The sequence below is a fragment of the Marinobacter sp. F4216 genome, assembly GCF_019931195.1.
GTDB lineage: Bacteria > Pseudomonadota > Gammaproteobacteria > Pseudomonadales > Oleiphilaceae > Marinobacter > Marinobacter suaedae.
Genome location: NZ_JAIOUO010000003.1, coordinates 189,154 through 214,915, shown reverse-complemented (window position 1 = coordinate 214,915; position 25,762 = coordinate 189,154). Strand labels below are relative to the sequence as shown.

Genomic DNA, 25,762 nt, shown 5'->3' with positions numbered 1-25,762 from the left:
GCAACTATAAGGGCGAATTGACTTATATCAACCCTTCGGGGTTAAGGAACTTTGAAACTCGGGACTGCCCGGCAGGAACTGGGCACAGTTGCGAACCCGCCACACGAGCTCCTCGTAACTGTCGGCCAGAATGTTGACGTGGCCCAGCTTCCGGCCCGGTCGTTCCCCCTTATTGTAGAGGTGAACGTGGGCGTACGGCAGTTCGAGAATGCGGTCGATCTCGCCGTGTTCGGCGATGATGTTGATCATGCAGCTGAGTCCACGGGCTTCAACGCTGCCCAGTGGATGCCCGCTTACCGCGCGGATGTGGTTTTCGAACTGGCTGGTCATGGCGCCTTCGATGGTCCAGTGGCCAGAGTTGTGAACTCGAGGCGCCATCTCGTTGGCAACAAGGCCGTTCGCGGTCTCAAACAGTTCCAGGGTCAGTACGCCAACGTAGTTCAGTTCATTGAGCAGGGCGCGGATGTAGCGCTCGGCTTCTTCCTGAACATCCCTGCTCAAACCGGGTGTCGGTGCTATGGAGTAACGCAGTATGCCTTCATGGTGGGTGTTTTCCGCCATAGGGTAGAAAGCCACGTCTCCATCTTCTGAGCGAACGGCAATAATGGACACTTCGCGGCTGAACTCGACAAACTTCTCAACGATCAGTCGGGGATGACCAATGGAGGCCCACGCCGCTTCGGCTTCTTCCGGGTTCTTCAGGACCGCCTGTCCCTTACCGTCGTAGCCTTCGGTGATGGATTTGGCCACAACCGGGCAGCCAAGGGCTTCGGCCGCTGTTTTCAGGCTTTCGGCGCTGTCTGCGATCTTCCACTGTGGCGTTGGGATGCCCAGCTCCCCGAACAGTGTCTTTTCAAGCTCCCGGTTCTGGCAAACCTGCAAGGCGCGGGGGCAGGGGTGAACCGGCTTTTCTTTGGCCAGTTTCTCGGCGACTTCCACCGGCAGATGCTCAAATTCGTAGGTGACCCGGTCGACGCGCGACAGAAAATCATCCTGGTAACTGCCGTCCCGATCGATGATAACTTCGCCCAGGCCCGCGCTCGGGTTTCCGGACATGTCGTAGAACACAAAGGTTTTAGCCAGCGGATAACCGGCGAGCGCCAACATGCGTCCGAGCTGGCCAGCTCCAAGAACACCAATTCTCATGTCTTTCTCCTGCCGTTGTTCGGGCTGGAAGGGTCAGTCTTCCCGGGGATCGGGGTTGTCGAGTACGGCCTGGGTCTGGGTGTTGCGGAAATCCTCAACAGCCTGCTGCACCGTCCCGTCAAACGTGCCAATAATCTGGGCGGCCAACAGGCCTGCATTGGTTGCTCCCGCCTTGCCAATGGCCAGAGTGCCAACGGCCACACCGCCGGGCATCTGGGCGATCGAAAGCAGGGAATCGAGTCCATTCAGTGCCTTGGACTGCACGGGCACACCCAGCACTGGCAGTGCCGTCTGGGACGCTACCATGCCCGGCAAGTGAGCGGCGCCGCCAGCACCGGCAATAATCACTTTCAAGCCACGGGATGACGCAGTCTTGGCGTAGTCAAACAGCAAATCCGGCGTTCGGTGAGCCGAAACAACCTTCGTTTCATACGCAACGCCCAGCTTCTCGAGCATGGTCGCGGCGTGTTCCATGGTGGGCCAGTCGGATTTGGACCCCATGATCAGTCCTACAAGCGGCTGCATAAAAGACAGTCCCCAATAATTTGAAAGCCGGCCATTGTATGGGTTGGTCAGAGTCTGCGCAACTTGCCCGTGCCGCCGGCCTGCGGTCCCGTCCGTAGATTCCCCAAGGGGTTATGTGCATGTATTATCAACCATAAAGTCTAGACAAACCTCCATATTTTGAGGAGAAACAATGGAACCCATTCGCCCCGATGACGATGAACTCCGAGCTGAGGCCCCGAAGATCACGGCGGAACGTGATAACTCGACCCCGGGCAAGGTAAAGGCGGCATCCCGGGCCAGTAAGGAAAATGCCGACAAGCCGGCACGCCAGCGAACAGCCAATGGCGGAAAGGGCAGCATGGTTATGCTGTGGCTTCTGTTTGTTGGCCTGGCGTGCGCTGCGGTCGCAGGCTGGTACTCACAGAATGAGCGCATCAAAGCGCTGGAGGGTCAGTTGGAAGAAGCAGACTACTCGGTTCGCCAGAGTACGCTTGCCTTGGCGCGGGTAGAAGGGGAGTTATCCGAAACCGGCGAGACACTTGAGCAGAGTGGTGCCACGCTGGGTGAGAAGATTGCGGCGAACCAGTCTGGATTGAAAGCAGCCAACAGCGAGATCAGAAAGCTTTGGGTGGTGGCTAATGAGCGCAACAAGGCACGCCTGAATGAGCATGAGGAGCAGTTGAGCGGGCTTGAGGAGCGCCTCGCGGAAGACGTTGAAGCACGGAGGGCATTGCAGACCACCGTGGAGAATGCGAAAGCGTCATTGGCGGCTGATATCTCCGCCCTGGAGAATGAGTCCCAGGCTTCTATTGCGTCCCTTGAAGAGGCTGCTCAACAGCTAACCGCACAGCTGACCGGGCTAACCCAGCAGATGGCTGAGGTAGACCAGTTGGTGGAAAGTCGTATTCGACGCTTCGAGCAGGAGCAGAAACTGTCGGCCAGCGGGGTCGAAAGTCGTTTGTCGGCGCTTGAACAGAAAACCAGTGCGGCTGCAGGTCAAAACACCGTCCAGGCCTTGCAGAGTGAGGTGGCAAGTCTGGAGCGGACGGTTCAGGCTATTGATTCATCGAGAGCCCAGCTTACCTCCAGGCTGGTTCGTCTGTCTGAGGAGGTCAATGCACTTCGGACTCAGTCCGTCGCCAATTAAGCTGGCCCGGCTTGTACGCAGGGGTGAATGCGCCAATGTAACGGTTTGTATTCATCCCTTGCGGTAGCTCTCATTTCTCCGTTGACCCAGTTGGTATCATCAGTCAACTCGCGGAACGATGAAGAGTGAACAACAATGAGACATCGAATTCTCCTGGCTCTCCGGGCGATTGCTGGCTACGGAAATGGGTGGGCCAGGGTGCTTCTCGTGCTGGCCTTGATCTCCCTGTCAGGCTGCAAGATCTATCAGTCTATCGGTAAAAGTGTCGGTGGCTTTGTGCACCCTGTTTCCGGCCACGACTTTGTGCATATTTCTAACGATGAGTGGAATCGCAAGAACGCGCTGATCTACTTTTACCGACCTCACTCCCAGTGGGCCGGCGACGAAATCGAGTCCCCCAGTGTTTACATTGACGACAAACACTACTTCAACTTCCGCAATGACAGCTTTACCTGGCTTGAGGTGAAACCGGGGGAGCGTCAAATCAATATGCGGCGCCCGTTACTCGGTCTCGAAGGCATGGGTTCTTTTGCGCTGAGCATGATTGTCGATGCAAAGCTCAATGTCGAAGCTGGCCGCATCTATTACCTGCGCTACAGCGAAGTAAGTCAGCCCGAGAGTGTTCATCCTGATATGGATTCTGAACACCCACTGGCTCAGGGGGATCTGCAGTGGGTAACCCGGGATTACGCCATGGGCGAGAGCGAGATTGTCTCAACCCGTTTTCTGAACAGTGACATGCTGGCACCAAACCACGCGGCGACATCCATTGTTGAGGTGAACGAAGACACCGATTACGAGCGCGCAATGGCGGCGCTGGAGGAAGAGCGTGAGGTGGAAATCGAACGGCTTAAAGCTCAGGGGCAGTACTATGAAAATCCCTGGTACTGGCCTTTTGGTTCCAGCAGTTCTCTCGAAGCAGATCGTAAGATTGAGGAGCTGGAAGCTGCCTACGTAGAGCTTGAGGAAGAGCGGGAGCGCCAGGAGGAACTCGAGTCTGGTGGCGGATGGTGGATCTTCTGACAGTATCAGAGAAGCGCTGCGGCTTGACTATTGTCGATCCTGGTTCGGGTGACTAAACTGGATTTGGCTTAATTGCTGGGAAAGCGCAACCATGACATTGAAGGAATCGATTGCAGACCGTTACGGAAGAATTGCAGGGGACCTTCTGCCCAAGCTGAAAGACACCTGGACCGACATGCGTGCATGGCTTGATGACGTGAACTGTTCATTGGCCAATCAAGCGGTTCCGGAAAAGCGACGCTCGCGGGTGAGTGAGTTATCGCTGTCCAGAAAAGCCAGGGAGGCGGGACAGGGGAAGCCCGAGCTCAAAGTCGTGAAGCAGCGGTCTAAAGCTAAGGGGTAATGAGTTCTTTTTGGATAAATAGTGTCCAAAAATAAGGGCTTGGAAGTTTTTTTCAATTTTTTCCTGAAAACGTTTGACACGCTCAGGGAAATGCTTAAAATGCGCGTCTCACTTGGTTGAGACAACAACGTTGGCCCGCTGGCCAGCCTGTTCGTCACAAGTGAAACCCATGATTCAAGCTGGTTTACTGGCTGCGAAGTGGGTGGTTAGCTCAGCTGGGAGAGCATCGCCCTTACAAGGCGAGGGTCGCAGGTTCGATCCCTGCACCACCCACCACTTTCATGGGATGCCAAGATCAGGCTCAAAGCCGGATCGATGCGGAGCGGTAGTTCAGTTGGTTAGAATACCGGCCTGTCACGCCGGGGGTCGCGGGTTCGAGTCCCGTCCGCTCCGCCACTCTTTCTGGGTGGTTAGCTCAGCTGGGAGAGCATCGCCCTTACAAGGCGAGGGTCACTGGTTCGATCCCAGTACCACCCACCATATTCTGAAAAGGCGGACCAATCGGTCCGCCTTTTTTCGTTATTACTTCCCTATCAGAGACTGACCGCATACCCGAACGACGTTGCCGTTAACGCCGTTGGAAGCCGGGCTGCAGTACCAAGCGATGGCTTCTGCCACATCAATGGGCTGCCCACCCTGGGACAGGCTGTTCATTCGCCGACCGGCCTCACGAATGGTCAGCGGAATGGCCGCCGTCATCTGGGTTTCAATGAAACCCGGCGCAATCGCATTGATGGTTACCCCGTTCTTCAGATGTTTGGCCATGGATTCCACGTACCCGATAACGCCGCTCTTTGCCGTCGAATAGTTGGTCTGGCCGAAGTTGCCAGCGATGCCGCTGATGGATGAAATACAGACAATCCTCCCGTTATGGCGCATCAGTTTGCGCTTCTGCAGCTCTTCATCAATGAGCTCTTCTGCGCTCAGGTTGACGGCGATCGTCATGTCCCAGAAATGTTCCGGCATGTTGCCCAGCGTTTTGTCCCGGGTGATACCAGCGTTGTGAATCACCAGATCGATACCCTCGAAGTGTTCTGCAATGAAATCCGCGATCAGATTGGGCGCGGCAGCATCCGTAATGTCGCAGGCAAAGGCCTTCCCGCCGATGGCGTCGGTGACCGCACGCAGTTCATTCAGGGCTTGAGGGATATCCAGTCCGATGACGGTGGCGCCGTCCCGTGCCAGGGTTTGGGCGATGGCTTCGCCAATACCACGGGACGCGCCGGTGACCAGGGCTACTTTGCTGGTCAGCGGTTTCACCTGGCTGACCGCCGGGGCGGGGTCGGATTTTCCAATACGCACGGTCTGACCAGAAACATAGGCAGAGCGGGGTGACAGGAAGAAGCGTACACTGGAGTCCAGGTGTTGGTCTGTGCCGGGCGCGATCCAGATCAGGTTGGCGGTTGAGCCCTTCTTTCCTACTTCCTTGCCAACACTTCGGGTGAATCCCTCAAGCGCTTGTTGTGCTGCTGCATTGGCGGGTTTTCTGCAGCTTGAGGGTGTCTGGCCGATAATCAGCACGCGGCCGTTTGCAGAAAGCTTTTTGATGGTAGGGTGGAAAAAGGCATAGAGTGCCTTGAGTTCGTCAGGATTTTTAATGCCCGTTGCGTCAAAGACCAGAGCTTTGAAGGCGTTTTCGATCGGCGCCGACAGATCCAGTGCTTTGGCTTTTTTCCCGGCCAGTTCCGAGTCACCAAGAGATTCGGCCCCGGAGGCGAAGAACAGGTTGGCAGGGCTGGCGGAGATCGTCCGGCCCAGGCTCGCTACCGCTTTGGTTCCATTGGCGGCACCGATGAGCACATCGCCCTCGATAAACGGTTGGTCGGGACGTTGCAGGCGCGTGAGTGGCACGGGGGAAGGCAGCCCCAGGCTTTTAACCGCTGTCTGCCCAAGCGGCGTGTTGGCAAGTCTCAAGTAAAGGTCTGACATGAATGCTTCCTTCTTGTGTGGAGTTGAGCGCTGAACTTGCTTAAAGAGTAAATCGTCTCGCGGTATTTGTATTGACTCAATGGGTTAACGCCTATGTCAGGTATGCCAATGAGCGGTGGCAGTCAGCGGCTAGACTGCCCTTAATTCAACCAGTTTGGGAGAGTGGTCATGGTACAGGCATCGAAATCGACTCAAAAGAAAACCCGTGCGCCGCGCCGCACTGACTCTGCGGCAAAGGGGGGGATTCGCAGGGTGGCCATTCTCGGGGGGAATCGGGTGCCCTTTGCCCGGTCCAATACCGTCTACAGTAAACTGGGGAATCAGGAATTGCTGACGTCTGCCCTGCAAGGGCTGGTGAACCGATACGACCTGCAGGACAAACGGTTGGGGGAGGTGGTTGCTGGTGCCGTTATCAAGCACTCCCGGGACTTTAACCTCACTCGGGAGTCGGTACTCAGCACCGGTCTCGCGCCGGAAACGCCCGCCTATGATATTCAGCAGGCCTGTGGTACCGGGCTCGAGGCGACTATTCTCGTGGCCAACAAGATTGCTCTGGGACAGATTGAGAGCGGCATTGCCGGTGGTACCGACACGACCTCTGATGCCCCCATCGGTGTGGGGGAAGGTCTGAGGGAAATTCTGCTGGACCTGAATCGTGCGAAAACAGCGACGGAGCGGCTGAAGATCCTGGGTCGTTTTCGCCCGAAACATCTGGTCCCGGAGGTGCCGGAAAACGGCGAGCCCCGCACCGGCATGTCCATGGGCGATCATGCCCAGGTTACCGCGCACAAGTGGCAGATCCCGCGCGAAGATCAGGATCAGCTGGCCTGGGAAAGCCATCAGAAACTGGCCAAGGCCTATGAAGAGAATTTTTTCGCCGACCTGATGACCCCGCTGGCCGGCCTCGCGAAAGACAATAACCTGCGCCCGGACACCACGCTGGAAAAGCTGGCAACGCTGAAGCCCTGCTTTGACCGGGACAATGGCACCATGACCGCAGCCAACAGCACACCGCTCACGGACGGCGCTTCCTGTGTTTTGCTGGCGAGCGAGGAATGGGCCAAGGCCAACAATCTGGAGGTCAAGGCGTGGCTGACTTTCTCGGAAGTGGCGGCGGTGGATTTCGTCGACAAGCGCGAAGGGCTGTTGATGGCACCTGCCTATGCGGTTCCCAGAATGCTGGAGAAGGCAGGCCTGTCCCTGCAGGATTTTGATTTCTACGAAATTCACGAGGCGTTTGCCTCTCAGGTACTGTCGACCCTTAAGGCCTGGGAGGATCCGGACTTTTGCAAGAGCCAGCTGGGGCTGGATAAGCCTCTGGGGAGCATCGATCGGGCTAAACTGAATGTGAAGGGCAGCAGTCTTGCAACGGGGCATCCGTTTGCGGCAACCGGCGCCCGGATCGTGGCAACGTTGGCGAAGCTGCTTGAGGAGAAAGGGAGTGGCCGTGGCCTGATTTCCATCTGTGCGGCAGGTGGTCAGGGTGTTACAGCGATTCTGGAGCGTTAATTAGCAGATAACATGAAATTGGCTTTGACAGTGGCCGCTCCACCCCTTATCATGCGCGCCACGTTGATCGGGGTTACCCCGGACAACAACCAGTTTTGATGCGGGGTGGAGCAGTCTGGTAGCTCGTCGGGCTCATAACCCGAAGGTCGTTGGTTCGAATCCAGCCCCCGCTACCAAATATGAAAAGGCAGATCGGTATACACCGATCTGCCTTTTTTGTTTCCGGGGAAACTCCCCGCAATTTTCTGCTCGAAAGATCGCTTGGCCTGCCACAGGCGCGTTTCGGTTTCAGGCGCCCCTTGCAAGAGAGTGGTGTGCGTGCCTGTTTACAATGTTGTGAGGAGGGCGCCATCAGGATATCGAGCACGGCAGCAGTCGCATCGCGGTTGTACACCCAGTTCATTTACAGCTGTTGAAGCAAGACGCCTTTATAAGGCAATGGCAGGCTTGAGCGGGCAACGCTTGCCTAAGCATTCGTTTGCAGACAGAAATGGCTAACGCTTCAGGTGGTCACTGGTTGGATTAACTGGTTGAAAATAAATTAATTGGCGGGCTGGCTGCCAAGCGCGCACCGGGTTGAAGCGATTTGGTGTTGGGATGGATGGTGCTTTTTTCAAATCTGGTGCCTTGCTATGAGCCCAGAACTGGCCCCTTTGAGGTCGGCGGGTTACCCGTGCTGGTTCCATCCAGGTGTTGGTCCGAAACCGTCCCCGGCCCTGAGCCTGGCCTCGAACCGGGGATCTGGAGATGAGTTGGTTAGAACTCTACGAACAGTTTGCCCTGGTTCTGTCCTGAGAACAGCAGCTGAACACCTTCAACAGCGCTGTCCAGTCCCTTCAGGACATGGCTGCGGAATTTGAGCTGGCCCTTTTCGAGGTAACCCATCATTGCTCCCATGGACTCTTCGACTTTGTCGTAGTGATCGGTGATCACAAAGCCCTCAACCCGGAGTGCCTTGAGGTTGATATCGACCCAACTTGGGCCCGGGCTCGGAATGTCCTTGGAGTACTCCGCGATGTTACCGCAAACGACAATGGTACCCAGCCGGTTCATGCGGTCGAACGCGAGGTGCTGAATGGGGCCCCCGGTGTTTTCGAAGTAAAGATCGATACCATCCGGTGTCGCTGCCTCCAGTTGCGCGGCGAGATTCGCATCCTTGTAGTTTAGGGCCTTGTCGAAGCCGAGCTCGTCTTCCAGCCAGCGGCATTTCTCGTCGCTGCCGGCGACACCGATGACGCGCAGGCCCTCGGCTTTGCCGATCTGGCCCACCAGCGAACCTACTGATCCGGCAGCACCGCTGACAACCAGGGTTTGGCCCCTTTCTGGCCGGCCAATTTTCATCAGCCCTACGTAGGCAGTGAATCCGGGTACGTACAGAACAGACAGCAAGGCAGTGACGTCAACGGATTTGTCGACAACCTGCATATCCTCCCCGCCCAGGCTGTACTCTGCCCAGCCGGTGATACCTACCACGCGGGAGCCAACCGGATAGTCCGGGTTTTTCGATTCGACCACTTCGCCGACCCCGTAGGACCGCATGATATCGCCCGGCCGTACCGGCTCGATGTAGCTGTCCTCGTTGTCCTGGACCCAGGTGCGCATCGCTGGATCCAGCGACATGTGACTCTGTTTAACCAGGAAATCACCATCCTTCAGCTCCGGCTTTTCGAGCTCCACCGCTTTGAAACAATCGGAAGTAAATTTTCCGGCTGGTCGCTTCGCCAGTTGGTACGCCTTGAATTTCATTGTGGAAAGTTCCTCTTGATAGTTTGGCGGGCGACTCACGGAATCGTGACGTCGCCGAAAATTTTGGTGAACCGCGGCTGGCCATTCCATGCCGAGCTGCCGCCATCGACACACAGGTTCTGTCCGGTGACATAGCTGGCCAGATCGGAGGCCAGGAACAGCATAACTTTGGCAATCTCTTCCGGTTCTCCTGCCCGGCTCATCGGGATGTTGTGCAGGTACTCTTTGTAGGCATCGGGCTGACCCGTCAGCGGGCCGGTTAGAGGGGTCTTGATCAGTCCCGGGCTGATGCTGTTGACCCGGATGTTGTCCGTGGCGTAGTCCAGGGCAAGGTTACGGGTGTAGTTGATCACACCGCCCTTCGCTGCGGCGTAGGCATTGAAACCGTAATCGGCACGGGTGCCGGAAACCGATGCGGTATTGATGATGCTGCCACCGCCGTTGTTCATCAGGTGCGGAATGGCGTGCCGACAGGTATGGAACAGCGCATTCAGGTTGACTTCCATCACCTTGTACCAGGTTTCCGGTTCGATAATGTGGGTTCGACCGTACGTGCCAAAGCCAGCGTTGTTGATGAGAATGTCCAGCCCACCCAGGGTCTCGGTAGCAAAGGAAACCATTTTCTCGATTTCCTCGGGCTGGCTCAGGTCCACTTTGACAAAGAAGACACCGTCATCCAGTTCTTTCGCCAGGGCAGTACCCAGCTCTTCGTTCATGTCAGCAATAACGACGTTCGCACCATTTTCGTGAAACAGGCGAACGGTCTGGGCGCCGATGCCGGAGGCTCCGCCCGTGATGATGGCTTTCTTGTTCTGAAGCATGGCTGTTTACCTTGATCTTGTTTGAATTATCACTCTCCGGGTATGCGTCTTCAGGCAAATACCGAAGATTTTGCCCAGCCAGTTTTATCGATAAGTTGCATTCAATAAGTGTTAGATCACGCCTAATTATTGATAAATCGCGCCAGAATCAATGTGGCGCATAAAGTTAAATTAAGGTCGGAAAAAGGTAAGTTTAAATGGCTCGAGACCAATAATATGGCGCACCTTGGAGTGGTACTGGCATGGGACGTGGCCGCATGAATAGGCAGGCACCTGTCCTTGTCTGGCTAATGGAGTACCTGCCTCAAGACCCAATGACGGAGAGCATTATGACTACAAGAACAAGTTTGGCTGGGCTGCGCGTCGCGACCCTGTCGGCTGCTGTACTGGCGGCGTCTTCCGCCTCTGCTGCGGTGATTACCGGTAAACTGACGAACAACGAAGGGGAGGCCATTGCTGGCGCCATCGTCCGTTTGAGTGATGTCCAGAACGGCCTTTCAGAGTCAGTGTATACCGGTCCTGACGGTGGGTACGTTCTGGAAACTGACCTTAAAGGCGATCTACGCCTGAGGTTCCGGGCTCATTATTTTGAAGATTTTGAAGAACAAGTGGTTTTGGGTAGCGCGGATTCAGCTCTGGAGAAGAACATCCGGATGGGCGCGCTCGAAACCGATCGGCAGATTTCTGAAAGTCTTGCTGCTTCATACCACTTCAATGAATTGCCATTCGATACAGAAGAAGATCAACCCTTCACCCGTGAAAAATTCCAGCTAGAGTGCCTGTCGTGTCACCAGCTTGGTAATCCGTTTACCCGGACTGTTCGTCCGGCTGAGTCATGGCAGCAGACTGTTCAGCGGATGCACGCCTACATGGGCGCTGTGGGTATTACCGAGAAAGACAAGCGTCGTGCTGAAATCTTTGCCGAAGGGTTTGATGGCAAACCGACGGATATGCGTCCGGAATTTCCGTTTGACCCAGCGCTTACACACACCAAGGTTTATGAGTATCAGCTGCCCAGCTCCGGCGTTCCCCACGATGCTTACGTCCATTCCGACAATGGCTTGGTGTACACGGTCGACCAGTTTGCCGATGGCATGTATGTAACCGATCTGGACACTAAAGAGACACGGTTCGTCCCACACCCGGAGCAGGGTATGCCGCTTGGGGGGATCTTTACCGTGTTAGGTGTTCCGCCTGCCATGAACAAGGTCAACGTTCGCCACGGGCCACATTCCCTGGCTGAAGGTCCTGATGGCAAGCTGTATACGACGAACTCTTACTCTGCGTCCATCGGGGTTTTCAATGCCGAGACGAACCAGTGGGAAGAAAAAATCCCTCTGCCGGGCAACGCTCCTTACCCTCATACCATTCGTGTCGATAAAGAAGGCATTCTCTGGTTCAGCGTGGTTGGTACCGAGCAGATCGGACGTCTGGACCCGAAGACTCAGGAGGTCACCCTGATTACTCTGCCGGAACCGCGCCCGGTAGCCATAACGCCAGCAGTACTTACCTATGGGGTGGCTGTTAGCAGCCTCGACGGTTCGATCTGGTACAGCCGTCTATGGGGAAATCGCATTGGCCGGATCGACCCCGAGACACTGGAAGTGACGGAAATTGAGTCCCCTGTGTTCGGTCCTCGTCGTCTGCGTTTTGCCGAGGACGGCATCCTGTGGCAAACCGGTTACGGCCACGGCGAAATCGCCCGGATCGATACAAGGACTATGGACATCAAAGTTTATGAGATGCCCGAGTTTGCGCCAGATGCACGTCCAGGGCCGTATTCCCTGAATATCGCACCCTCCACGGGAGATGTCTGGATCAACGAGACAATGACCGATCACATCTACCGGTTCGATCCGAAGGCCGAAGAGTTCGTTGCTTATCCGGCCCCGCTGCGCGGCACCTACACCCGTGACGTGACCTTTACCGACGAAGGTTGGGCCTGTATGACCAACAACCCGATTCCGGTTCAGGCGCTCGAAGAGTTTACCGGTGTCCTGATGTGCCTGGACCCAAATTACCGTAATTAAGCGTTGAGTTGTTCTGCACAACTTGCTTTGCCCAGGCTCCGGCCTGGGCTTTTTTTTGCCCGCAACAGAGTACTGCCGCGCTTCGGCCAGGCCGTCTTTAGAGGCCAGACTTCAGCGTGTCAGTGCATTCAAAGAGGCTGATCCCGTTCGGGATCGCCGTTGCCTTCCGCCGATCCTTCGGGCCTTTGCGTCAATTCCTCAGGTTGTCAGTTCAGGCTTGTAGCACCTGTTTCGATTAACTCCGTAATAGCGGGGGGACAGAGACCGGGGAGGGCATGCAAGTGGGTGATGCATCGTAGAGTGCGGCAGTGTGTGCCGGTCAGGACCAATCGCGGTCATCCTGTGGATCTCTGCATTGTTCCGTCCTGAAACCTGATGCGGCAGGGACTTTTCTCTGTTGGTTTGAAACAAAAAAAAGCCCATTGACCATCAGGCGTCAATGGGCTCACCCAAGTAAGAGGTTAAAGAGCCGCCCCTTTACTCTGAAAAAGGGCGGGCAGGTTGGATTAGCGGCCGTATTTCTTACCGACCAACAAGGATGCCAGCGGCGGCATGAGCAGGATGGCGCCGAGCATGTTCCAAATGAACAGGAGCACCAGAAGTAGTCCCATGTCCGCCTGGAATTTCAGGGTCGAGAAGATCCAGGTGGATACCCCGATGGCGAGCGTCGCACCGGTGAAGGCCACGGCCGTCCCTGTGGTCTTGAGTGCCTCAAAGAATGCCTGCTGGAACCGGTGCCCCTGTTTCAGGAAGCCTTCCATCCGGCTGTAAAGGTAGATCCCATAGTCGACGCCGATGCCCACACCCAGGGCGATCACCGGCAGCGTCGCGATCTTGACCCCAAGGCCGAGATTCGCCATGACGGCTTCCGCCAATACGGTGGAGAGGTACAGTGGAGCCATGAGCGCAAAGGCAACTTTCAGTGACTTGAACTCCAGCCACACCATGGCACCGACAATGGCGAAGACCAGAATCAACATCAGCTTTTCAGAGTACTCAATGACTTCGTTGGTTGCTGCCTGGATGCCGGCATTACCTGCAATCAGACGGATCGTGAAGTCCTCGGTATTGTACTTGCCGGCAAATTCTTCGACGGCCGCAGTCACGCGTTCGAGGGTGACCGCCTTATGATCCGACAGGTAGAACGTCACCGGGGCGATACTGCAGTTCCGGTCTACCAGTTCGGGGGGAGCACCGGTCCGGGCATCGTTCATGATGTATTGGTTCCGGTTGAGTTCTGCCCATTTCGGATTGCCCTTGTTGACCGACATAATTTTGAATCTCATGCGGTCGTACAGTGAGTGTGCAGACTCGACACCCTCGACACCCAGCATATGCTCCTGAAACTGCAAAACGAGATCACCGGCTGCAAATCGGGCGCATTGCTCGGGAGGTGTTGTGAAAATGGCCTGGTAAACGTCTGTACTGGTCGAATAATGGTTCAGAATGTAGGCGTTATCCTGGTTATATCGAGCGTCCTCGTGAAACTCCGGGGCGCCCGGGTCCAGATCGCCGATCTTCAGATCACGGGACTCGTAGTAGCCAATGCCCAACAGGACCAGGCCCACGACCACGGCAGGAATGCCGTATTTCGGCTGGACGAGATTGGAAATACGACGGAACGTGGGCCAGGAAGACTGGTTACGCTTCTCTTGTCGGGCCAGCCCTGCCTTGCTGACGCCGACATAGGACATCAGGACAGGTAACAGGAACATCTTGGTGAACAGGGCGACAAATACGCCCAGGCTCGCTGTGATGGCCAGTTGCTGGATAACACCGATGTCAATCACCATCAGGGTTGCGAAGCCGACACCGTCTGCAATCAGGGCGGAGGAGCCGGGTATGAATAGTGCCCGAAAGGTCGATTTGGACGCCTCCAGCCGGGTTGCACCCTTGCTCATTTCACTGATTGTCAGGTTGATGTTCTGAACCGCGTGACTGATGCCAATGGCAAAAATCAGGAAAGGAACCAGAATCGAGTAGGGATCAAGCCCGAAATCCAGATAGGTCAATAAACCAAGCTGGCAGACCACAGTCAGAATGCAGGTGAATACCGTCACCGCCGTGCTGCGCCAGCATCGGCAATAGGCCAGGAGCAAAATCGAAATCAGGGCGACGGTAACGGCGAAGAACACCGCTATATCGGCTGAGGCTGCAATCAGGTCGCCGATGATCTGGGCGAAACCGACCACGCGGATATTGACACCTCGATCATCAAACTTATCCCGGACCTTCTCTTCGAACAACCGGGTGAACTGACCGTAGTCCAGAGGTTCACCTGTGTCAGGGTTTACGTCGGTCAGTGGTACACGGATGATGGTCGATTTCAGGTCATTGGCGACAAATGAACCTGTCATATTGGCGCGCTGGGTGTTGATGCGCACCTGCTCCAGAGACCCTTTGCTGCCGTCATAACCGTCGGGAATGATACGTCCACCTCTGAGGCCTTCGTTGGTAACCTCGGTCCAGAGCGCGTTGGGTGTCCATAGGGATTTTAGGTTACCCCGGTCAACCCCCGGCAGGTAGAAGATGGCATCGGTGACTTCCCGAAGTGTTTCCAGGTAGTCTTCGGTGAAGACATAGCCAGCCTCATTTTCCACAATCACTCTGAGCACGTTGCTTTGTGGAGCCAGCATTTCCTCCCAGTTAAGGTAGTTCTGAACGTACTCATGCCCGGTGGGGATCATGCGATTAAAGCTGGCATCGGGTTTCAGGCTCAGGGCCTTGTAGCCAAGGAAGAGGGAGGCTACCAGGAAAAACAGGAGAACCAGTGCCCGGTTCCGGAAAATAAGATTTTCAAAAAAACTAACCATCCGCTCCAGTGCGCCCTTCTTCTCTGAGGTGGATGGAAGTTGGGTGTAGCTGCTCATTCCACACCTCCCAGTACATCATTGAGCGAAAGGGTTTTAATCCCGGCTTGGCCGCCGAGAATCAGCTGTCCTGCAGTTGGCTCGACAACGTCCATCCAGAGCGAACGTCCGGGGGCTGGCCAGTGCTTGAATTCCTGCAGATCCTCCGAGTAAAGAAGGCCGCCTCGTTGAGCGAGCAATACGCCGCCATTACTGAGAGACGTGCCGCCGAAAAGGGTGTCCGAAGATCCTGTATCCAGCTGATCCCAGGTTTCTCCCTGGTCGCGGCTGACAAAAAGCGTCCCGCCAAAGCCCAGGGCAAGAACCTCGGCCCCGGAACCGGGTACGAAGTTGTACAGTGACGAAAAGCCTACTTCACGGGGTGGCTCCCAGGTTGTGCCCTTGTCCATAGATCGGAAAAGCAGGCCATTTTCTCCGGCGACCAGTACGACGCCGGGCGCGGGACTGAAGACGGCGTTGAGATGAAAGCTGTAGGGGTTATCGATACCCGCGATGTATTGCCAGGACTGACCACCGTCACGGGTTTCCACCGCCATGCCGTAGGCTCCTACGGCGAAGCCGGTGGATTCGTCAATGAATTCAATATCCATCAGGGGGAGTGCCGGGCCATACTCCATGCCGGCTTCGATGTCTTCCAGCTTGAAAATGGCATCTTCAAGTTTGAGGGCGAGGTCTGCGTCGTCGGGATTCTCTTCGGTGGCCTGCTCCAGTCTTGTGACCTTCTCTTCTGCTGAGGCCCGCATCAGTTCGCCGATAGCGATGCCATCAAGCTCTTTGGTCCAAGAGCGCCCGCCGTTCGTCGTCATGAGCAGGGCACCATCGTGGCCGACAGCCCAGCCAAGAGTGTCGTCAACAAAGTCGACGGCGGTCAGCAGCAGGTCCACGGGGACCTCGGCCTGCTGGTAGTTGTCTTCGGAAGTAACGGTCAGCACGGAACCGTCAGCGCCAACGGCAATGGCCTTTCCACCAACTGTCACCAAGTCGGTGAACAGTTTACTGGTAACCCGGTGGGACTGACTGGCGGGTCTCTCCAGGCGATCCGGAAGGGTTTCGGCCGACGCCAGTATGCTTATTGGGAGCGTAAGAATACCTGCCAAACAGGTACAGAGCGTACGTTTGTTCATTGTTCTGATCCTGGGAAGGAAGGCGGAGAGTCGAGGCTCTCCGCCCTTGTTACCGATAGGTCATTTGCTGAAGATTAGAGAGCCATCAGCGACCACGGCGGCGCAGAACCGCCGGGCTGTAGTCACCGACGCTGCCTTGGGGGCCAAACTCGACGACTGGCTCTTCGTTCTGCAGGTTGTAGGCGATGTACCTGCTACCTTGCAGGTCGTATACGGCCTCCAGGTGGTGGGCCGGAACCAGCTGGTCGTAGTACTGGATCTGGTGAGCCTCTTCGACGCGCCAGAGTTCACCGCGGCCGTCATAATCCTCAGCCAGGGCAATGTTCCAGCTGTCCTCGTCGACGTAGAATCGGCGCTTGGAGTAAATGTGGCGTTCGCCATCCTTAAGCGTCGCCTCGACAACCCACACTCGATGCAGTTCATAGCGGGTCAGGTCCTGATTGATATGGCCTTTGCGCACAATGTCTGTGTACTTCAGCGATTTGTCAGCCAGGTCGTAGGTATTGTAGGGGATGTATATCTCCTTCTTGCCCACGAGCTCCCAGTTGTACTTGTCCGGAGCACCGTTGAACATGTCGGTAGAGTCACTGGTCCGCAGGCCGTCACTGGTCAGGGGCGGCGAGTCATAGCCGACTTCCGGCGCACGCACAACACGACGCTGTCCGGGGTTATAGCGCCACGCCAGTCGCTGTTCCTTGACGTGGTTGATGGGCTCATGAACCAGCAACTGTGAGCCGGCCACGCTGTTCGGCTCCAGTGCCTTGTTCCAGTAATAGAACAGGCGGTTTTCCTCTGGGTCCTCCATCGCGGCAGTCATGGTCAGTCGACGCTCCCGAACGACCGGGGTGAAGGCACCGTTGCCCTGAACCACGGCTTCGGTCGGATAATCGCGATAACCACCGGCACGGTAACGGGTCAGGTGATTCCACATCACCTCGATACCCTGTTTGGGAATGGGGAAGGGGACATTGGTCTGTTCAAAGTTGGCCAGTCCGTTGCCTCCTCCGACGAGCTCGACGTTTTTACTCTCCGTCTTGATGATTTCATGCTCTTCCGCCGGGATCACGGCGGTGCGATGGGTCTTGTACACCGGAACCGTGTAGGTTTCCGGATGTTTTTTAAGCATGGCCTTGTGACCCTCCGACAGCTTGTCGGCGTATTGGTCCATGTTATCGGCAGTAATAACGTATAGGGGGTCTTCGTCGGCAAACGGGTTCACATAACCGTTTTCCCGGTTGAAGCCTGCCGGAGCTTCGCTGAGGCCACCAGTCCACTCGGGAATGGTGCCATCTTCGTTACCGGCTTTGATGGCGCCAACAGGAGTAAGGTCGGCGCCAAGCCGGGCGACCTCTTCGTCGGTCATCGCGGCCGCCGCCTGGCCAGAGGCCAGGCCCAGAGAGGCGCCGAGAATGGCTGCTGATAGCAGATGCTTGTTCATGTTAAATCCTCTTATATTTGTTTTGGCAGAATCAGAAGTTCATGCGTGCGCTGAGGGCCAGGAAGTCCCGGTCGGTCTGCGCCCAGAAACTATTGCCAGTGGTCGTATAGCTCAGCTCGGCGGAGTACTTGGCCAGGTAATCGGCTTTGACACCAATGTTGCCGAGCAGGCGGCCCTCGCTGAAGTTGTTATCGTGGGAATAGCCCTCAACATCGTGGCCAAACGCCGCGTACGGAGACACGTTGACGCCGGCGAACAGACCCTTGTAGTTCAGCTGTCCGCGCAGGCGGTAGCCCCAGGACAGGTCGGTAACAAACCCGTCGTCGCTACACACCTTTTCATGGTACTGGGGATTCACACCGGCGTTACAGCCGGCAGAGCCCACGAGCTGATCGGCAGCCAGGTTGGAACCGAAAGCGTCGGGACGCCCGTAACGGACCTCATCCAGTGACGGAAGGTCGTGCACGTACTTCATGCCCGCCTCACCGATGAAGACGAAGTTGTCGGCACCCATCACTTGTGAAAAGGTCTGGATGGCGCCAATGCTCAGCTGGGAGACTTTTTCCCGTCCATAGCCCTTGAAGTAGGAACCGGGTTCGGCCGCCAGAACATCATCCGCAAGGGGGGCGCCAAAGGCGAAGTCGAGATCGGCAGTCGCGCCAAATATCGCGGGAACAGAGTCGCCCGTGTGATACACGATCGGCTGGTTTGGCCGGTAGCTGTATTCGCTGAAGACAGACCATCCGGCTACGTTGGCAGAAGCGGTAAAGCCAAAGATGCGGATATCCTCGGCATAATCCTTGATATAGGTTGCGCTGTCCGCCGTGGGGCCATCAACACCGTTGTATTCCCAACCCGGGTTGCCGAAGTCGTTTTTGTTCGGATCGGAACTCAGGAATACGGACGGCTGCGGCGTCCGACTGTGGATCTGCATGGCGTACAGGCCGAATTCCGCGCCCAGTTCCCAGTCGAAATAGCGCAGGGACAGACCAAACTGACCACTGTCGCTGGGCTCATTGTCGGGACCGCGCTCGATGATGGAGCCCACGGCATAGCCTTCCCGGTCATTGTAGTCAGCCGGGTTGGGGTATGGGGTTCCCGGACCCTTTCGGCTGATACCAAAGCAGTCACCCGGGAAGTAATCCAGGCCGGAAAAATAGGTTCCGCACCCTTCCAGCACGGTTTCCTTCCATTGCAATTGGTAGAAGCCTTCCAGGCTCAGGCTGTTCGTGAGACCGGCGTTGAAATACAGCAATGGTGCCGGCAGCAAAGCCTCCTTGAGCTGGGAGCCGGGACGACGGAACGCTGCGACATCGATCGGGTTAATGGAATTGATACCGTTCTGAAAGAACAGACCTTCACCCCAGTTGATGACCTGGTTACCTGCGCGGACGTGGATCGGGATATTCCCGGCATCGAAGTCACCAAAGACGTAGGCGTCGAGCAGTTCAACGCCTTTGAATTGTGCAAGGTCATTGAAGCCGTCATCTTCAAGCGTAGCGTCGCGCTTATACCCGTTCAGGGAGCTGCCGTGGGGAACTTTTTTGTTGTCAAGGGTGTAGTCATACCACGCCTTGCCCCGGATAAAGGCACCAAAACGATCGTAGGTGAGTTCGACCTCTCCCAGCAGGGTGATTGGTGAAGAGACTATGTCTCCCTTTTCCCAGTTCAGCCGGCTATCATCGGCCTCGACCGCGCCCCAGGGGTTGGCGTCGCCCGAGAACTCGGCCCCGATTAACTCGGCGTTTTTGGCATTGGTCCAACGTCCGGCTGCTTTCTCCATGCTCATCAATGTACCGGCGGTAATTGAGCCGTTGGCTGTTGCCGAGATCGGACCGAGGTTGAAGTCTGCGGCCATGGCCGGGTAGGCAGCGAACAAAGCGACCGCCAGGGGCAGAGGTTTTAAGGACAGCGACTTGAATTTTGAGGTGCGATAGATGCTGGCACCATTGGTAGATGAAGGCATTCAACACTCCATACTTGTTGTTGTGGTGTTAGGTGGGAGCCGACTGGTTGAGGTCAGGACTCAGAGCCAAGTCTCGTTAGAAAGGCAATCTCAAACATGTTTAAAGGCGTCAGCGGGTTAGCAATTTCCGCCAAGCAGAGATCTGCTTTTCAATTAATACTTTTTTCAATGGGTAGGATTCCCTACGGCAAGGCGCAGAGAGGCAGGAAGAAACACTGGCTGGAAGCTTGTCTTCGAAGCCCGGGATAGCGCCGGGTATCCGGCGCTATCCAGGCATCACGGAAAGATTCGGGAAGCTGCGTTGATGGCGGGCAGAGGCCCCTTATGGCGAAGCGGCCATGTGTGTTGCAACGAGCAGCGGTTCAAAACCCTGCAACCCGCTCCAGCGTCCAGAAGGCGGCCAGACTGCCGACCCCGTAGATCGTGGCCGGCGCTGCGCTGGCCATTGGTTCGCCCCACCGTCGGAGGACGGACAACAGGGCGGCCACCGTACCGACGAACAGTACCTGGCCGATTTCCACGCCAATGTTAAAAAACAGGAGCGCGGTGCCCAGATCCGTCTTCGGCAGGCCAATATCCTGCAGCACCGAGGCGAAACCGAAGCCGTGAATCAGACCAAACAACGTAGACACCGCCACTGGGTAGCGCCAGGCGAAGGTGTCCCGACGGTTACGGATAATCTCAGCGGCCAGAAACAGGATGCTCATGGCAATCACTGCTTCGACCGGGGCAATCGGCAGACGGATCATGCCCAACGTGGTCAGCGCCAGAGTGACTGAGTGGGCCAGAGTGAAGCCGGTAACGGTAATCAGCGTTCGCTTGAAGGTGCCAGCGATCCAGATCAGGCAGAGCAGAAACAGCAGGTGGTCCCAGCCAATCAGGATGTGTTCGATACCCAGGCTGCTGTACTCGCTGGCCACTGCCCAAGTGCTGCGTTTCGTAGGCACCTGCCAGTGGCTTTCGCTTGGGGCGAGGAGCTGCTGATAGCTGGCCCCGGAGCTGAAACTTGACCGCACGAGGGTACTGATTGACGGATTGTGCTCGGGCCAGTTGATGTGCACGGATTCGCCAGCCAGGGGCGCGCTGCAAGTCACCTGAATGATCATGCCCATACGCTCGTGGTCGCAGGTGTCGGGCAGCGTCAGATAAGGCCGGTTGCTGGTTTCGACCGACGGCGGAACCTGTAATTTAAGGGTGTAGTGAAAAGCTTCTGAGTGTGCCCGCTCAACTTCGTTGATCTGAAGGTAAAGCGGACGCGCGTCGTGGGCCTTTAACACGCCTGGGAGCAGCAGTAGCACCACTGCCAGCTTAAAGGCGGTTTTCCACATTGTACTGCTCCACGATCTGCTGAATGGCCAGTTCCTGTTTTTGTTGCTGTTTCCAGCGCAGGAAATCGTCTTCGACCCGGGAACGGACTTCTGCCAACGAGGGTATGCGGCCCGGTTGATGCTTGCTCAGCATGACCAGGTGCAGGCCGTGTTTCGACACAATTGGCCCGTGCCATTGACCTGTGTCCGGCTTGAGCTGCTCGAGTGAGGTCTTGAAGGCCTCACCGAAGTGGCTGGCGATAAAGGCCGGCGTCCGTTCGACGTAGTTTCGATGGTAGAGGAAGCGATCACCGTATTGAGTTGCAGAGGAAAAACCGACGCCGCTGGTGTTCAGTTTCGCGAGCAAGGCGTCTGCCCGCTCGGCCGGGCTGTTAGTGTTTGAGTTTACGAAAACGTGGGTGAAGCTATAAGACGGCTCTTCGTAATAGTCATGGCGATGCTCTTCAAAATAGGCTTCGAGCACCCCGTCGTTCAGTTCGATGGTTTGTTCGGCAATGCCCTCGGCAATGAATTCAAGCTTCTGGACCGAGCGCCGGCGAATAATGTAGTCGTTTTCGAGCAGGCCCAGCGCTTGAGCCTCCCGATGCAGGGCCTCTTCACGAACATAGTCGCGAATCAGTTCGGCACGCTCTTTTGAACCCATACTTGCCAGTTGCTGGCGGGCCTGGTCGTTCTGGAATGTTTTCGAGCGATACTGAATGAAGGTCAGAAGCGCCTCCTGATCCACCACAATCGTGCCAGCGTCGTGGCCCTCGTCCCCGCCACTGATTAGCTGATGGGCCCCGAAAACAGCCGCGCCGGCCAGGGTAAAGTGCAGCAGAGGATCTCTGATGAATTTGCTGATCATGTGCCTGTCTCTGAAGCGGGTGTGTACCAGATCGGTGAGCTGTAGGCCCTTTCCTGCAAGTAGTCGGGTTGTCTGGTGTTCAAGCGTACGGAGAAATTCTTTTCGTCATACGCGGTCCAGCGTGGCGTCGGGATCTGCAGCACGCGCACGTAATAGAAGGCCCGTTGGTCTGGGTCAAATTCGGGGTCCGTCCAGACGGCAGACAATTCAGCATCACCGATGTTGTTGAGCCAGGTGGCGTCGCTCAGGTTTCCGGTGCCAATCGCCGGTAACTTGCCGTTGGGGTCCAGTTCACGGTCACCGCTCCAGGCAACGTCATACACCTTCTCGTGAAGGCTTCCGTCCTGCGCGTGCCAGCCTTTGACGATCTGGATGCGATCCAGGTTGGCGCCGTGGGGATCCCGGGTGGCATTAACCATGAAGCGGGGTGTTTTCCCCGACGGCGCCCGGGTCAGGTCTCCCCCCATAGGCACGCCTTTGGTGTAGCCACGGTGTACGTAATCTGGGTAACGTACTTCGTCGTTCGAGAAATCCCAGCCACCGAAGAATCGCAGGGTGATGCGGGGGCCGGTAGAGGCATAGGTTTCCCGGCGCTTGATCGCATCGAACAGAGCGGCGCGAGTATTCTCGGTTGCCCAGACTGCGGCGTAGCCGGACGCCACTGATTCGTCGACGGTCAGATCATAGACCTTGCCCTGCTTGCCTTCCTCGTAGCCTGAGATCTCGGCACGTCTGGCGCTCGGTTCGAAAAGAGTAAACTTGCCCCAGAAATTGTTTTCTTCTACTGCTGAAAGGCTGGTGTGGGCATCGGTGCTGCCGATCATGCCAAACTTGAACGGATTGACGCCCAGTTTCGCGTGCTGCTGAAGACCCAGCTTCAGGGCCGAACGGGCATATTCATGGGGCAGCATGTCCGCCGTCTTGGTGGCCGTGGCTGTTAAGTTGCCCTTGTCCCAGGTCTCGAAGTCCGCAAACGGATCATCGGGTGACAGGCGAGGGTGAGTTTCGCCATCGCCTTTGATCTGTGTGACCTCTACCACCGGTTCCCATCGGCTGCGGGTTTTGGCGTAGTCGCTTGTCAGCGGGTTGCCCTCACGATCGGTGAGGGCGAACATCTGGCCGTTACTGACATTGCCATTGTGGGGGATGGCCAGGGCACGCCCACCGGTTTTGTCTTCGTAGTCCTGCAGGAAGTTCCAGAGTTCCTCCGGATCCTCGCTGTCAAACGCTGAGAAGGGCAGTATCTGATTGGCCTTGTCGGCGTCATCGGCAAACATAACCACTCGATGGAGGTTGTTACCGCCGGGCATGGTGGTCCACTCATAGCCAATAAACGTGGTGAACTGACCGGGATTGTTGTGCCGGTCTGCGGCCGCCGTAATTGCACTCCAGGCGGAACGCTCGACCTGCAGGTTGCTGAGGCTTTTACGGTTGTCGCCAATATCAACGTTCATCTGCAGCAGTGCCTTGAGCTGTTCGGCGGGGCCGCCGTTCAGCATCGCGGACCATTTGCGGCCCACGGGATCTTCCAGCAGTGTCTGGTTGCCGGCGGCCAGCATGGGAACCAGACCCAGATACTCGGCATGGTCCGATACCATCAGAAAGTCGAGGGGCCGGTTCAGCCTCGCGGCCATACCGTTATGGGCCTGGACTTCTTCGCCCCGGGCAAACCGATAGGCCTCGTCCGGTGAAAGGCCTTTGTTGCCCATCATGGCGGCATCAAAGGAGTAGGAGGTGTGAAGATGGGTATCCCCCCAATACACTTGCTGCGGATAGTCCGTTCCGGCCAGCGGGGAATAGGAGTCCGCCCCGGCGAGAGCCGGGGGAGACAGCAGGGAGGCAAGGACTGCAATCGAAAGTGGTCTTGTTCTCATAGTGAAATCTCTGGCTGCAGGAAATAACCGGATCAGGGCGTGTACCAGATCGGGGATGAGTAGGCACGCTCCTGTATGACCGTCCGGTAGGTCGCCGCCTGGCGCGGTTTACCCAGAGCAAGTGCATCGAGGGTGGTGTGACGCGCTGTCGGAATTTGCAGTACGCGGACGTAGTAGAAAGCCCGTTGGCCGGGGTCGAAGTCGGGGTCTTTCCAGACGGTCACAAACTCTTTGTCACCAATGCTGTTGGTGTAACGGCCAGTCTGCAGATCGACGGTATTGCCCACCGGGTGGGTGTCTTTGCCCAGATCCTGCCGGCCATCAGACAGGGCAACATTGAATACCCGTTCGTGGCTGTCGCCCTCATTGTCGAGCCAGCCTTTGACCACTTGCACCCGATCGAGGTTGGCGCCTTGAGGGTCCTTCACTGCCTGAATCAGAAGCGTCGGCGCCTTGCCGGCCGGCGCCTGTAGCAGGTCGCCTCCCATGGGTACGCCCTTTTGATACCCCACAGCCGCAAGATCGTTGCGCTCGAGATCGGCGCTGCTGAAGTCAAAGCCACCGAACAATCGTACTTTCATCCGTGGGCCGGTAGTGGCATAGACTTCCTTGCGCTTAAAGGCGGCAAACAGCGACTCGCGGGTGTTTTCCTCCGCCCACGCTGCAACCATGCCAGCGGCGGACATGCTCCAGCCTGGGGCGCCGGGGGTCGTTTCCTCATCCTTGTTTTCGGGAATCGAATCGATGCCGAACTTACCCCAGAAATTGGGTTCACTGGCAGTGCTGAGGCCAGTGTGGGAATCCGTTGAACCGATCATACCGAACTTGAACGGGTTGGCACCGACCGACTGCTCGATTTCGAGTCCGCGCTTGAGCGCGCTCCGGGCATAGTTGCTGACCTCGTCCACCTCTTGTTCAGCCTTGTTGCCAAACGTCATCAGGTGCTCGAAGGTTTCAAAATCCGCAAAGCTATCATCGGCTGAGAGGTCCGGGTGGGTTTCCGAGTCCCCTTTGATCTGCGTGACCTCGGCGACAGGTTCCCAGCGCATGCGGGAACGGGCATAGCTGGCGTCGATCGGGTGACCGTTGCTGTCCACGTCATTGAACATCAGGCCGTTACTGATGTTGGAGTTGTGGGGAATGGCGACAAAATCAGCACCAACCCTTGCTGAGGTCGTTTCCAGCCAATCCCACAAGGCTTCGGGCCTGTTGCTGACCGCAGAAGAGTAAGGCAGGAACTGCTTTGCGGCATCCCCCCCCTGATCGGTAAACACGACGCGGTGCAGATTGGCGCCGCCCGGCATGGACGACCACTCCCAACCGATAAACGCGGTGAATTTGCCTGGTTCGTTATGGCTGTCCGCTGCTTCAACGATCCTGTTCCAGATCGGCTGGCGGATAGCCTCCGTCAGGAGATCCTGATAGGGCTTGCCTTTCACGATTGAGCCGGCGGCGTCGTAATAGACCGACTTAGAGCCCTTGCTCTCCCAGAGTTCAACCAGTCGTTGGCCGTTCTCGGATGCATTCAGCAATGGGCTTTCGTCCCGGACCAGCTGCATCAGGCCCATGTACTCGGCGTGATCGGCCACAACGAGAAAATCCAGAGGACGTTGCAGTTGCACACGGGTCCGGTTGTAGGGGTGGATCACTGGCTGACCTTTGGCAAAGCGGTAGGCCGTTTCCGGATCGGCGGTTTCATTGCCCATGGCAAAAGCATCGCCGGAGTAGGAAGTGTGGAGATGAGTATCCCCCCATAAAAGTTCGGTCGGGGCCGCCTGGGTGCCGGCCGGGATCAGGGTGGCGAGGGCGAGAAGGCCTATGACTTGTTTTTGCATCGAAGTAGCTCCATCGGGATGCCTGGTGGCGCTTGTTATTGTGTTTCGCGGTAACGCAGCAACATAAAGAGTGCGCGCGCATTTAACATGGTTATAGGCGCCTAATACTTGATCTAAGGCGCCAGGTGTCGGGTGGAGGTGAGGTTGTGAAATCGAGGATGGGTGCTGGAATTCCAAACTGAATAAAAGATGATGGCACAGCCCCGTCGGCGCCTCTGGACGACTTCGGAAGCCTGAAGGTTATCTTGGAACTATGGCGTCGGGAGTACCGTTGGGAGG

General features: G+C 56.7%; 18 protein-coding genes and 4 tRNA genes. 9 read left to right on the top strand and 13 right to left on the bottom strand.

Annotated features, from left to right (window positions below):
* Window positions 1-27: 27 nt before the first annotated feature.
* Together K8I84_RS06420 and purE are read right to left on the bottom strand one after the other, a co-directional pair.
* Complete coding sequence (locus K8I84_RS06420) at window positions 28-1,146, bottom strand: 5-(carboxyamino)imidazole ribonucleotide synthase (RefSeq protein WP_223793913.1); 1,119 nt, start codon at window positions 1,144-1,146, stop codon at window positions 28-30.
* A gap of 33 nt (window positions 1,147-1,179) precedes the next feature.
* Window positions 1,180-1,671 carry a 5-(carboxyamino)imidazole ribonucleotide mutase gene (gene purE, locus K8I84_RS06415; protein ID WP_223793912.1) on the bottom strand — a complete coding sequence of 164 codons (492 nt, stop codon included), beginning with the start codon at window positions 1,669-1,671 and terminating at the stop codon, window positions 1,180-1,182.
* Window positions 1,672-1,843: 172 nt separating this feature from the next.
* On the opposite strand from purE, the gene K8I84_RS06410 reads away from it, so the two are divergent.
* The 6 genes from K8I84_RS06410 to K8I84_RS06385 all read left to right on the top strand — a co-directional run bounded on the left by K8I84_RS06410 (window position 1,844) and on the right by K8I84_RS06385 (window position 4,646).
* Window positions 1,844-2,800 (top strand): hypothetical protein, encoded by a 957-nt coding sequence (locus K8I84_RS06410; protein ID WP_223793911.1) that lies wholly within the window; start codon window positions 1,844-1,846, stop codon window positions 2,798-2,800.
* 135 nt (window positions 2,801-2,935) lie between these two features.
* Complete coding sequence (locus K8I84_RS06405; RefSeq protein ID WP_223793910.1) at window positions 2,936-3,823, top strand: DUF2846 domain-containing protein; 888 nt, start codon at window positions 2,936-2,938, stop codon at window positions 3,821-3,823.
* A 91-nt stretch (window positions 3,824-3,914) separates the two neighbouring features.
* Complete coding sequence (locus tag K8I84_RS06400) at window positions 3,915-4,166, top strand: hypothetical protein (protein WP_223793909.1); 252 nt, start codon at window positions 3,915-3,917, stop codon at window positions 4,164-4,166.
* Window positions 4,167-4,366: 200 nt separating this feature from the next.
* Window positions 4,367-4,442: transfer RNA gene (locus tag K8I84_RS06395), tRNA-Val, on the top strand.
* 43 nt (window positions 4,443-4,485) lie between these two features.
* Window positions 4,486-4,562 (top strand) — tRNA-Asp (locus tag K8I84_RS06390).
* Between the two features lie 8 nt (window positions 4,563-4,570).
* Window positions 4,571-4,646, top strand: a tRNA-Val gene (locus K8I84_RS06385).
* A 42-nt stretch (window positions 4,647-4,688) separates the two neighbouring features.
* Here the strand turns inward: K8I84_RS06385 and K8I84_RS06380 are convergent.
* Window positions 4,689-6,095, bottom strand: a complete 1,407-nt coding sequence (locus K8I84_RS06380; RefSeq protein WP_223793908.1) for a 3-oxoacyl-ACP reductase — start codon at window positions 6,093-6,095, stop codon at window positions 4,689-4,691.
* Window positions 6,096-6,263: 168 nt separating this feature from the next.
* Between K8I84_RS06380 and K8I84_RS06375 the strand changes: the two genes are divergently transcribed.
* Together K8I84_RS06375 and K8I84_RS06370 are read left to right on the top strand one after the other, a co-directional pair.
* Window positions 6,264-7,604 (top strand): acetyl-CoA C-acetyltransferase, encoded by a 1,341-nt coding sequence (locus K8I84_RS06375; RefSeq protein WP_223793907.1) that lies wholly within the window; start codon window positions 6,264-6,266, stop codon window positions 7,602-7,604.
* A 99-nt stretch (window positions 7,605-7,703) separates the two neighbouring features.
* A tRNA-Met gene (locus tag K8I84_RS06370) sits at window positions 7,704-7,780 on the top strand.
* A gap of 580 nt (window positions 7,781-8,360) precedes the next feature.
* On the opposite strand, the gene K8I84_RS06365 is transcribed toward K8I84_RS06370, so the two are convergent.
* Window positions 8,361-9,350 carry an NADP-dependent oxidoreductase gene (locus K8I84_RS06365; RefSeq protein ID WP_223793906.1) on the bottom strand — a complete coding sequence of 330 codons (990 nt, stop codon included), beginning with the start codon at window positions 9,348-9,350 and terminating at the stop codon, window positions 8,361-8,363.
* A gap of 35 nt (window positions 9,351-9,385) precedes the next feature.
* A complete protein-coding gene (locus tag K8I84_RS06360; RefSeq protein ID WP_223793905.1) occupies window positions 9,386-10,171 on the bottom strand; it encodes an SDR family NAD(P)-dependent oxidoreductase in 786 nt (261 codons plus the stop codon).
* 329 nt (window positions 10,172-10,500) lie between these two features.
* Between K8I84_RS06360 and K8I84_RS06355 the strand changes: the two genes are divergently transcribed.
* Window positions 10,501-12,201 carry a carboxypeptidase regulatory-like domain-containing protein gene (locus K8I84_RS06355; RefSeq protein ID WP_223793904.1) on the top strand — a complete coding sequence of 567 codons (1,701 nt, stop codon included), beginning with the start codon at window positions 10,501-10,503 and terminating at the stop codon, window positions 12,199-12,201.
* A 506-nt stretch (window positions 12,202-12,707) separates the two neighbouring features.
* On the opposite strand, the gene K8I84_RS06350 is transcribed toward K8I84_RS06355, so the two are convergent.
* From K8I84_RS06350 to K8I84_RS06315, 8 genes are all read right to left on the bottom strand, one after another.
* Window positions 12,708-15,071: an efflux RND transporter permease subunit gene (locus K8I84_RS06350; protein ID WP_223793903.1), complete on the bottom strand. Its 2,364-nt coding sequence runs from the start codon at window positions 15,069-15,071 to the stop codon at window positions 12,708-12,710.
* Window positions 15,068-16,195 (bottom strand): WD40/YVTN/BNR-like repeat-containing protein, encoded by a 1,128-nt coding sequence (locus K8I84_RS06345; RefSeq protein WP_223793902.1) that lies wholly within the window; start codon window positions 16,193-16,195, stop codon window positions 15,068-15,070. Before K8I84_RS06345 ends, K8I84_RS06350 begins: the two co-directional genes overlap by 4 nt.
* An 85-nt stretch (window positions 16,196-16,280) precedes the next feature.
* Entirely contained in the window at window positions 16,281-17,633 is a 1,353-nt protein-coding gene (locus K8I84_RS06340) for a DUF1329 domain-containing protein (protein WP_223793901.1), read from the bottom strand.
* 31 nt (window positions 17,634-17,664) lie between these two features.
* Window positions 17,665-19,599 (bottom strand): DUF1302 domain-containing protein, encoded by a 1,935-nt coding sequence (locus K8I84_RS06335; RefSeq protein ID WP_223793900.1) that lies wholly within the window; start codon window positions 19,597-19,599, stop codon window positions 17,665-17,667.
* A 362-nt stretch (window positions 19,600-19,961) separates the two neighbouring features.
* Window positions 19,962-20,927 (bottom strand): HupE/UreJ family protein, encoded by a 966-nt coding sequence (locus K8I84_RS06330; RefSeq protein ID WP_223793899.1) that lies wholly within the window; start codon window positions 20,925-20,927, stop codon window positions 19,962-19,964.
* Window positions 20,908-21,774, bottom strand: coding sequence for a peptidyl-prolyl cis-trans isomerase (locus K8I84_RS06325; protein ID WP_223793898.1), 867 nt, complete (start codon window positions 21,772-21,774; stop codon window positions 20,908-20,910). Before K8I84_RS06325 ends, K8I84_RS06330 begins: the two co-directional genes overlap by 20 nt.
* Window positions 21,771-23,648: a DUF3604 domain-containing protein gene (locus tag K8I84_RS06320; RefSeq protein WP_223793897.1), complete on the bottom strand. Its 1,878-nt coding sequence runs from the start codon at window positions 23,646-23,648 to the stop codon at window positions 21,771-21,773. The genes K8I84_RS06325 and K8I84_RS06320 overlap by 4 nt, the downstream gene beginning before the upstream one ends.
* 32 nt (window positions 23,649-23,680) lie before the next feature.
* Complete coding sequence (locus tag K8I84_RS06315; RefSeq protein ID WP_223793896.1) at window positions 23,681-25,483, bottom strand: DUF3604 domain-containing protein; 1,803 nt, start codon at window positions 25,481-25,483, stop codon at window positions 23,681-23,683.
* Between the last annotated feature and the right edge of the window lie 279 nt (window positions 25,484-25,762).

Coding starts and splice junctions, on each gene's coding strand:
- K8I84_RS06420 (WP_223793913.1), bottom strand. CDS start 1,146: ATGAGAATTGGTGTTCTTGGAGCTGGCCAGCTCGGACGCATGTTGGCG.
- purE (WP_223793912.1), bottom strand. CDS start 1,671: ATGCAGCCGCTTGTAGGACTGATCATGGGGTCCAAATCCGACTGGCCC.
- K8I84_RS06410 (WP_223793911.1), top strand. CDS start 1,844: ATGGAACCCATTCGCCCCGATGACGATGAACTCCGAGCTGAGGCCCCG.
- K8I84_RS06405 (WP_223793910.1), top strand. CDS start 2,936: ATGAGACATCGAATTCTCCTGGCTCTCCGGGCGATTGCTGGCTACGGA.
- K8I84_RS06400 (WP_223793909.1), top strand. CDS start 3,915: ATGACATTGAAGGAATCGATTGCAGACCGTTACGGAAGAATTGCAGGG.
- K8I84_RS06380 (WP_223793908.1), bottom strand. CDS start 6,095: ATGTCAGACCTTTACTTGAGACTTGCCAACACGCCGCTTGGGCAGACA.
- K8I84_RS06375 (WP_223793907.1), top strand. CDS start 6,264: ATGGTACAGGCATCGAAATCGACTCAAAAGAAAACCCGTGCGCCGCGC.
- K8I84_RS06365 (WP_223793906.1), bottom strand. CDS start 9,350: ATGAAATTCAAGGCGTACCAACTGGCGAAGCGACCAGCCGGAAAATTT.
- K8I84_RS06360 (WP_223793905.1), bottom strand. CDS start 10,171: ATGCTTCAGAACAAGAAAGCCATCATCACGGGCGGAGCCTCCGGCATC.
- K8I84_RS06355 (WP_223793904.1), top strand. CDS start 10,501: ATGACTACAAGAACAAGTTTGGCTGGGCTGCGCGTCGCGACCCTGTCG.
- K8I84_RS06350 (WP_223793903.1), bottom strand. CDS start 15,071: ATGAGCAGCTACACCCAACTTCCATCCACCTCAGAGAAGAAGGGCGCA.
- K8I84_RS06345 (WP_223793902.1), bottom strand. CDS start 16,195: ATGAACAAACGTACGCTCTGTACCTGTTTGGCAGGTATTCTTACGCTC.
- K8I84_RS06340 (WP_223793901.1), bottom strand. CDS start 17,633: ATGAACAAGCATCTGCTATCAGCAGCCATTCTCGGCGCCTCTCTGGGC.
- K8I84_RS06335 (WP_223793900.1), bottom strand. CDS start 19,599: ATGCCTTCATCTACCAATGGTGCCAGCATCTATCGCACCTCAAAATTC.
- K8I84_RS06330 (WP_223793899.1), bottom strand. CDS start 20,927: ATGTGGAAAACCGCCTTTAAGCTGGCAGTGGTGCTACTGCTGCTCCCA.
- K8I84_RS06325 (WP_223793898.1), bottom strand. CDS start 21,774: ATGATCAGCAAATTCATCAGAGATCCTCTGCTGCACTTTACCCTGGCC.
- K8I84_RS06320 (WP_223793897.1), bottom strand. CDS start 23,648: ATGAGAACAAGACCACTTTCGATTGCAGTCCTTGCCTCCCTGCTGTCT.
- K8I84_RS06315 (WP_223793896.1), bottom strand. CDS start 25,483: ATGCAAAAACAAGTCATAGGCCTTCTCGCCCTCGCCACCCTGATCCCG.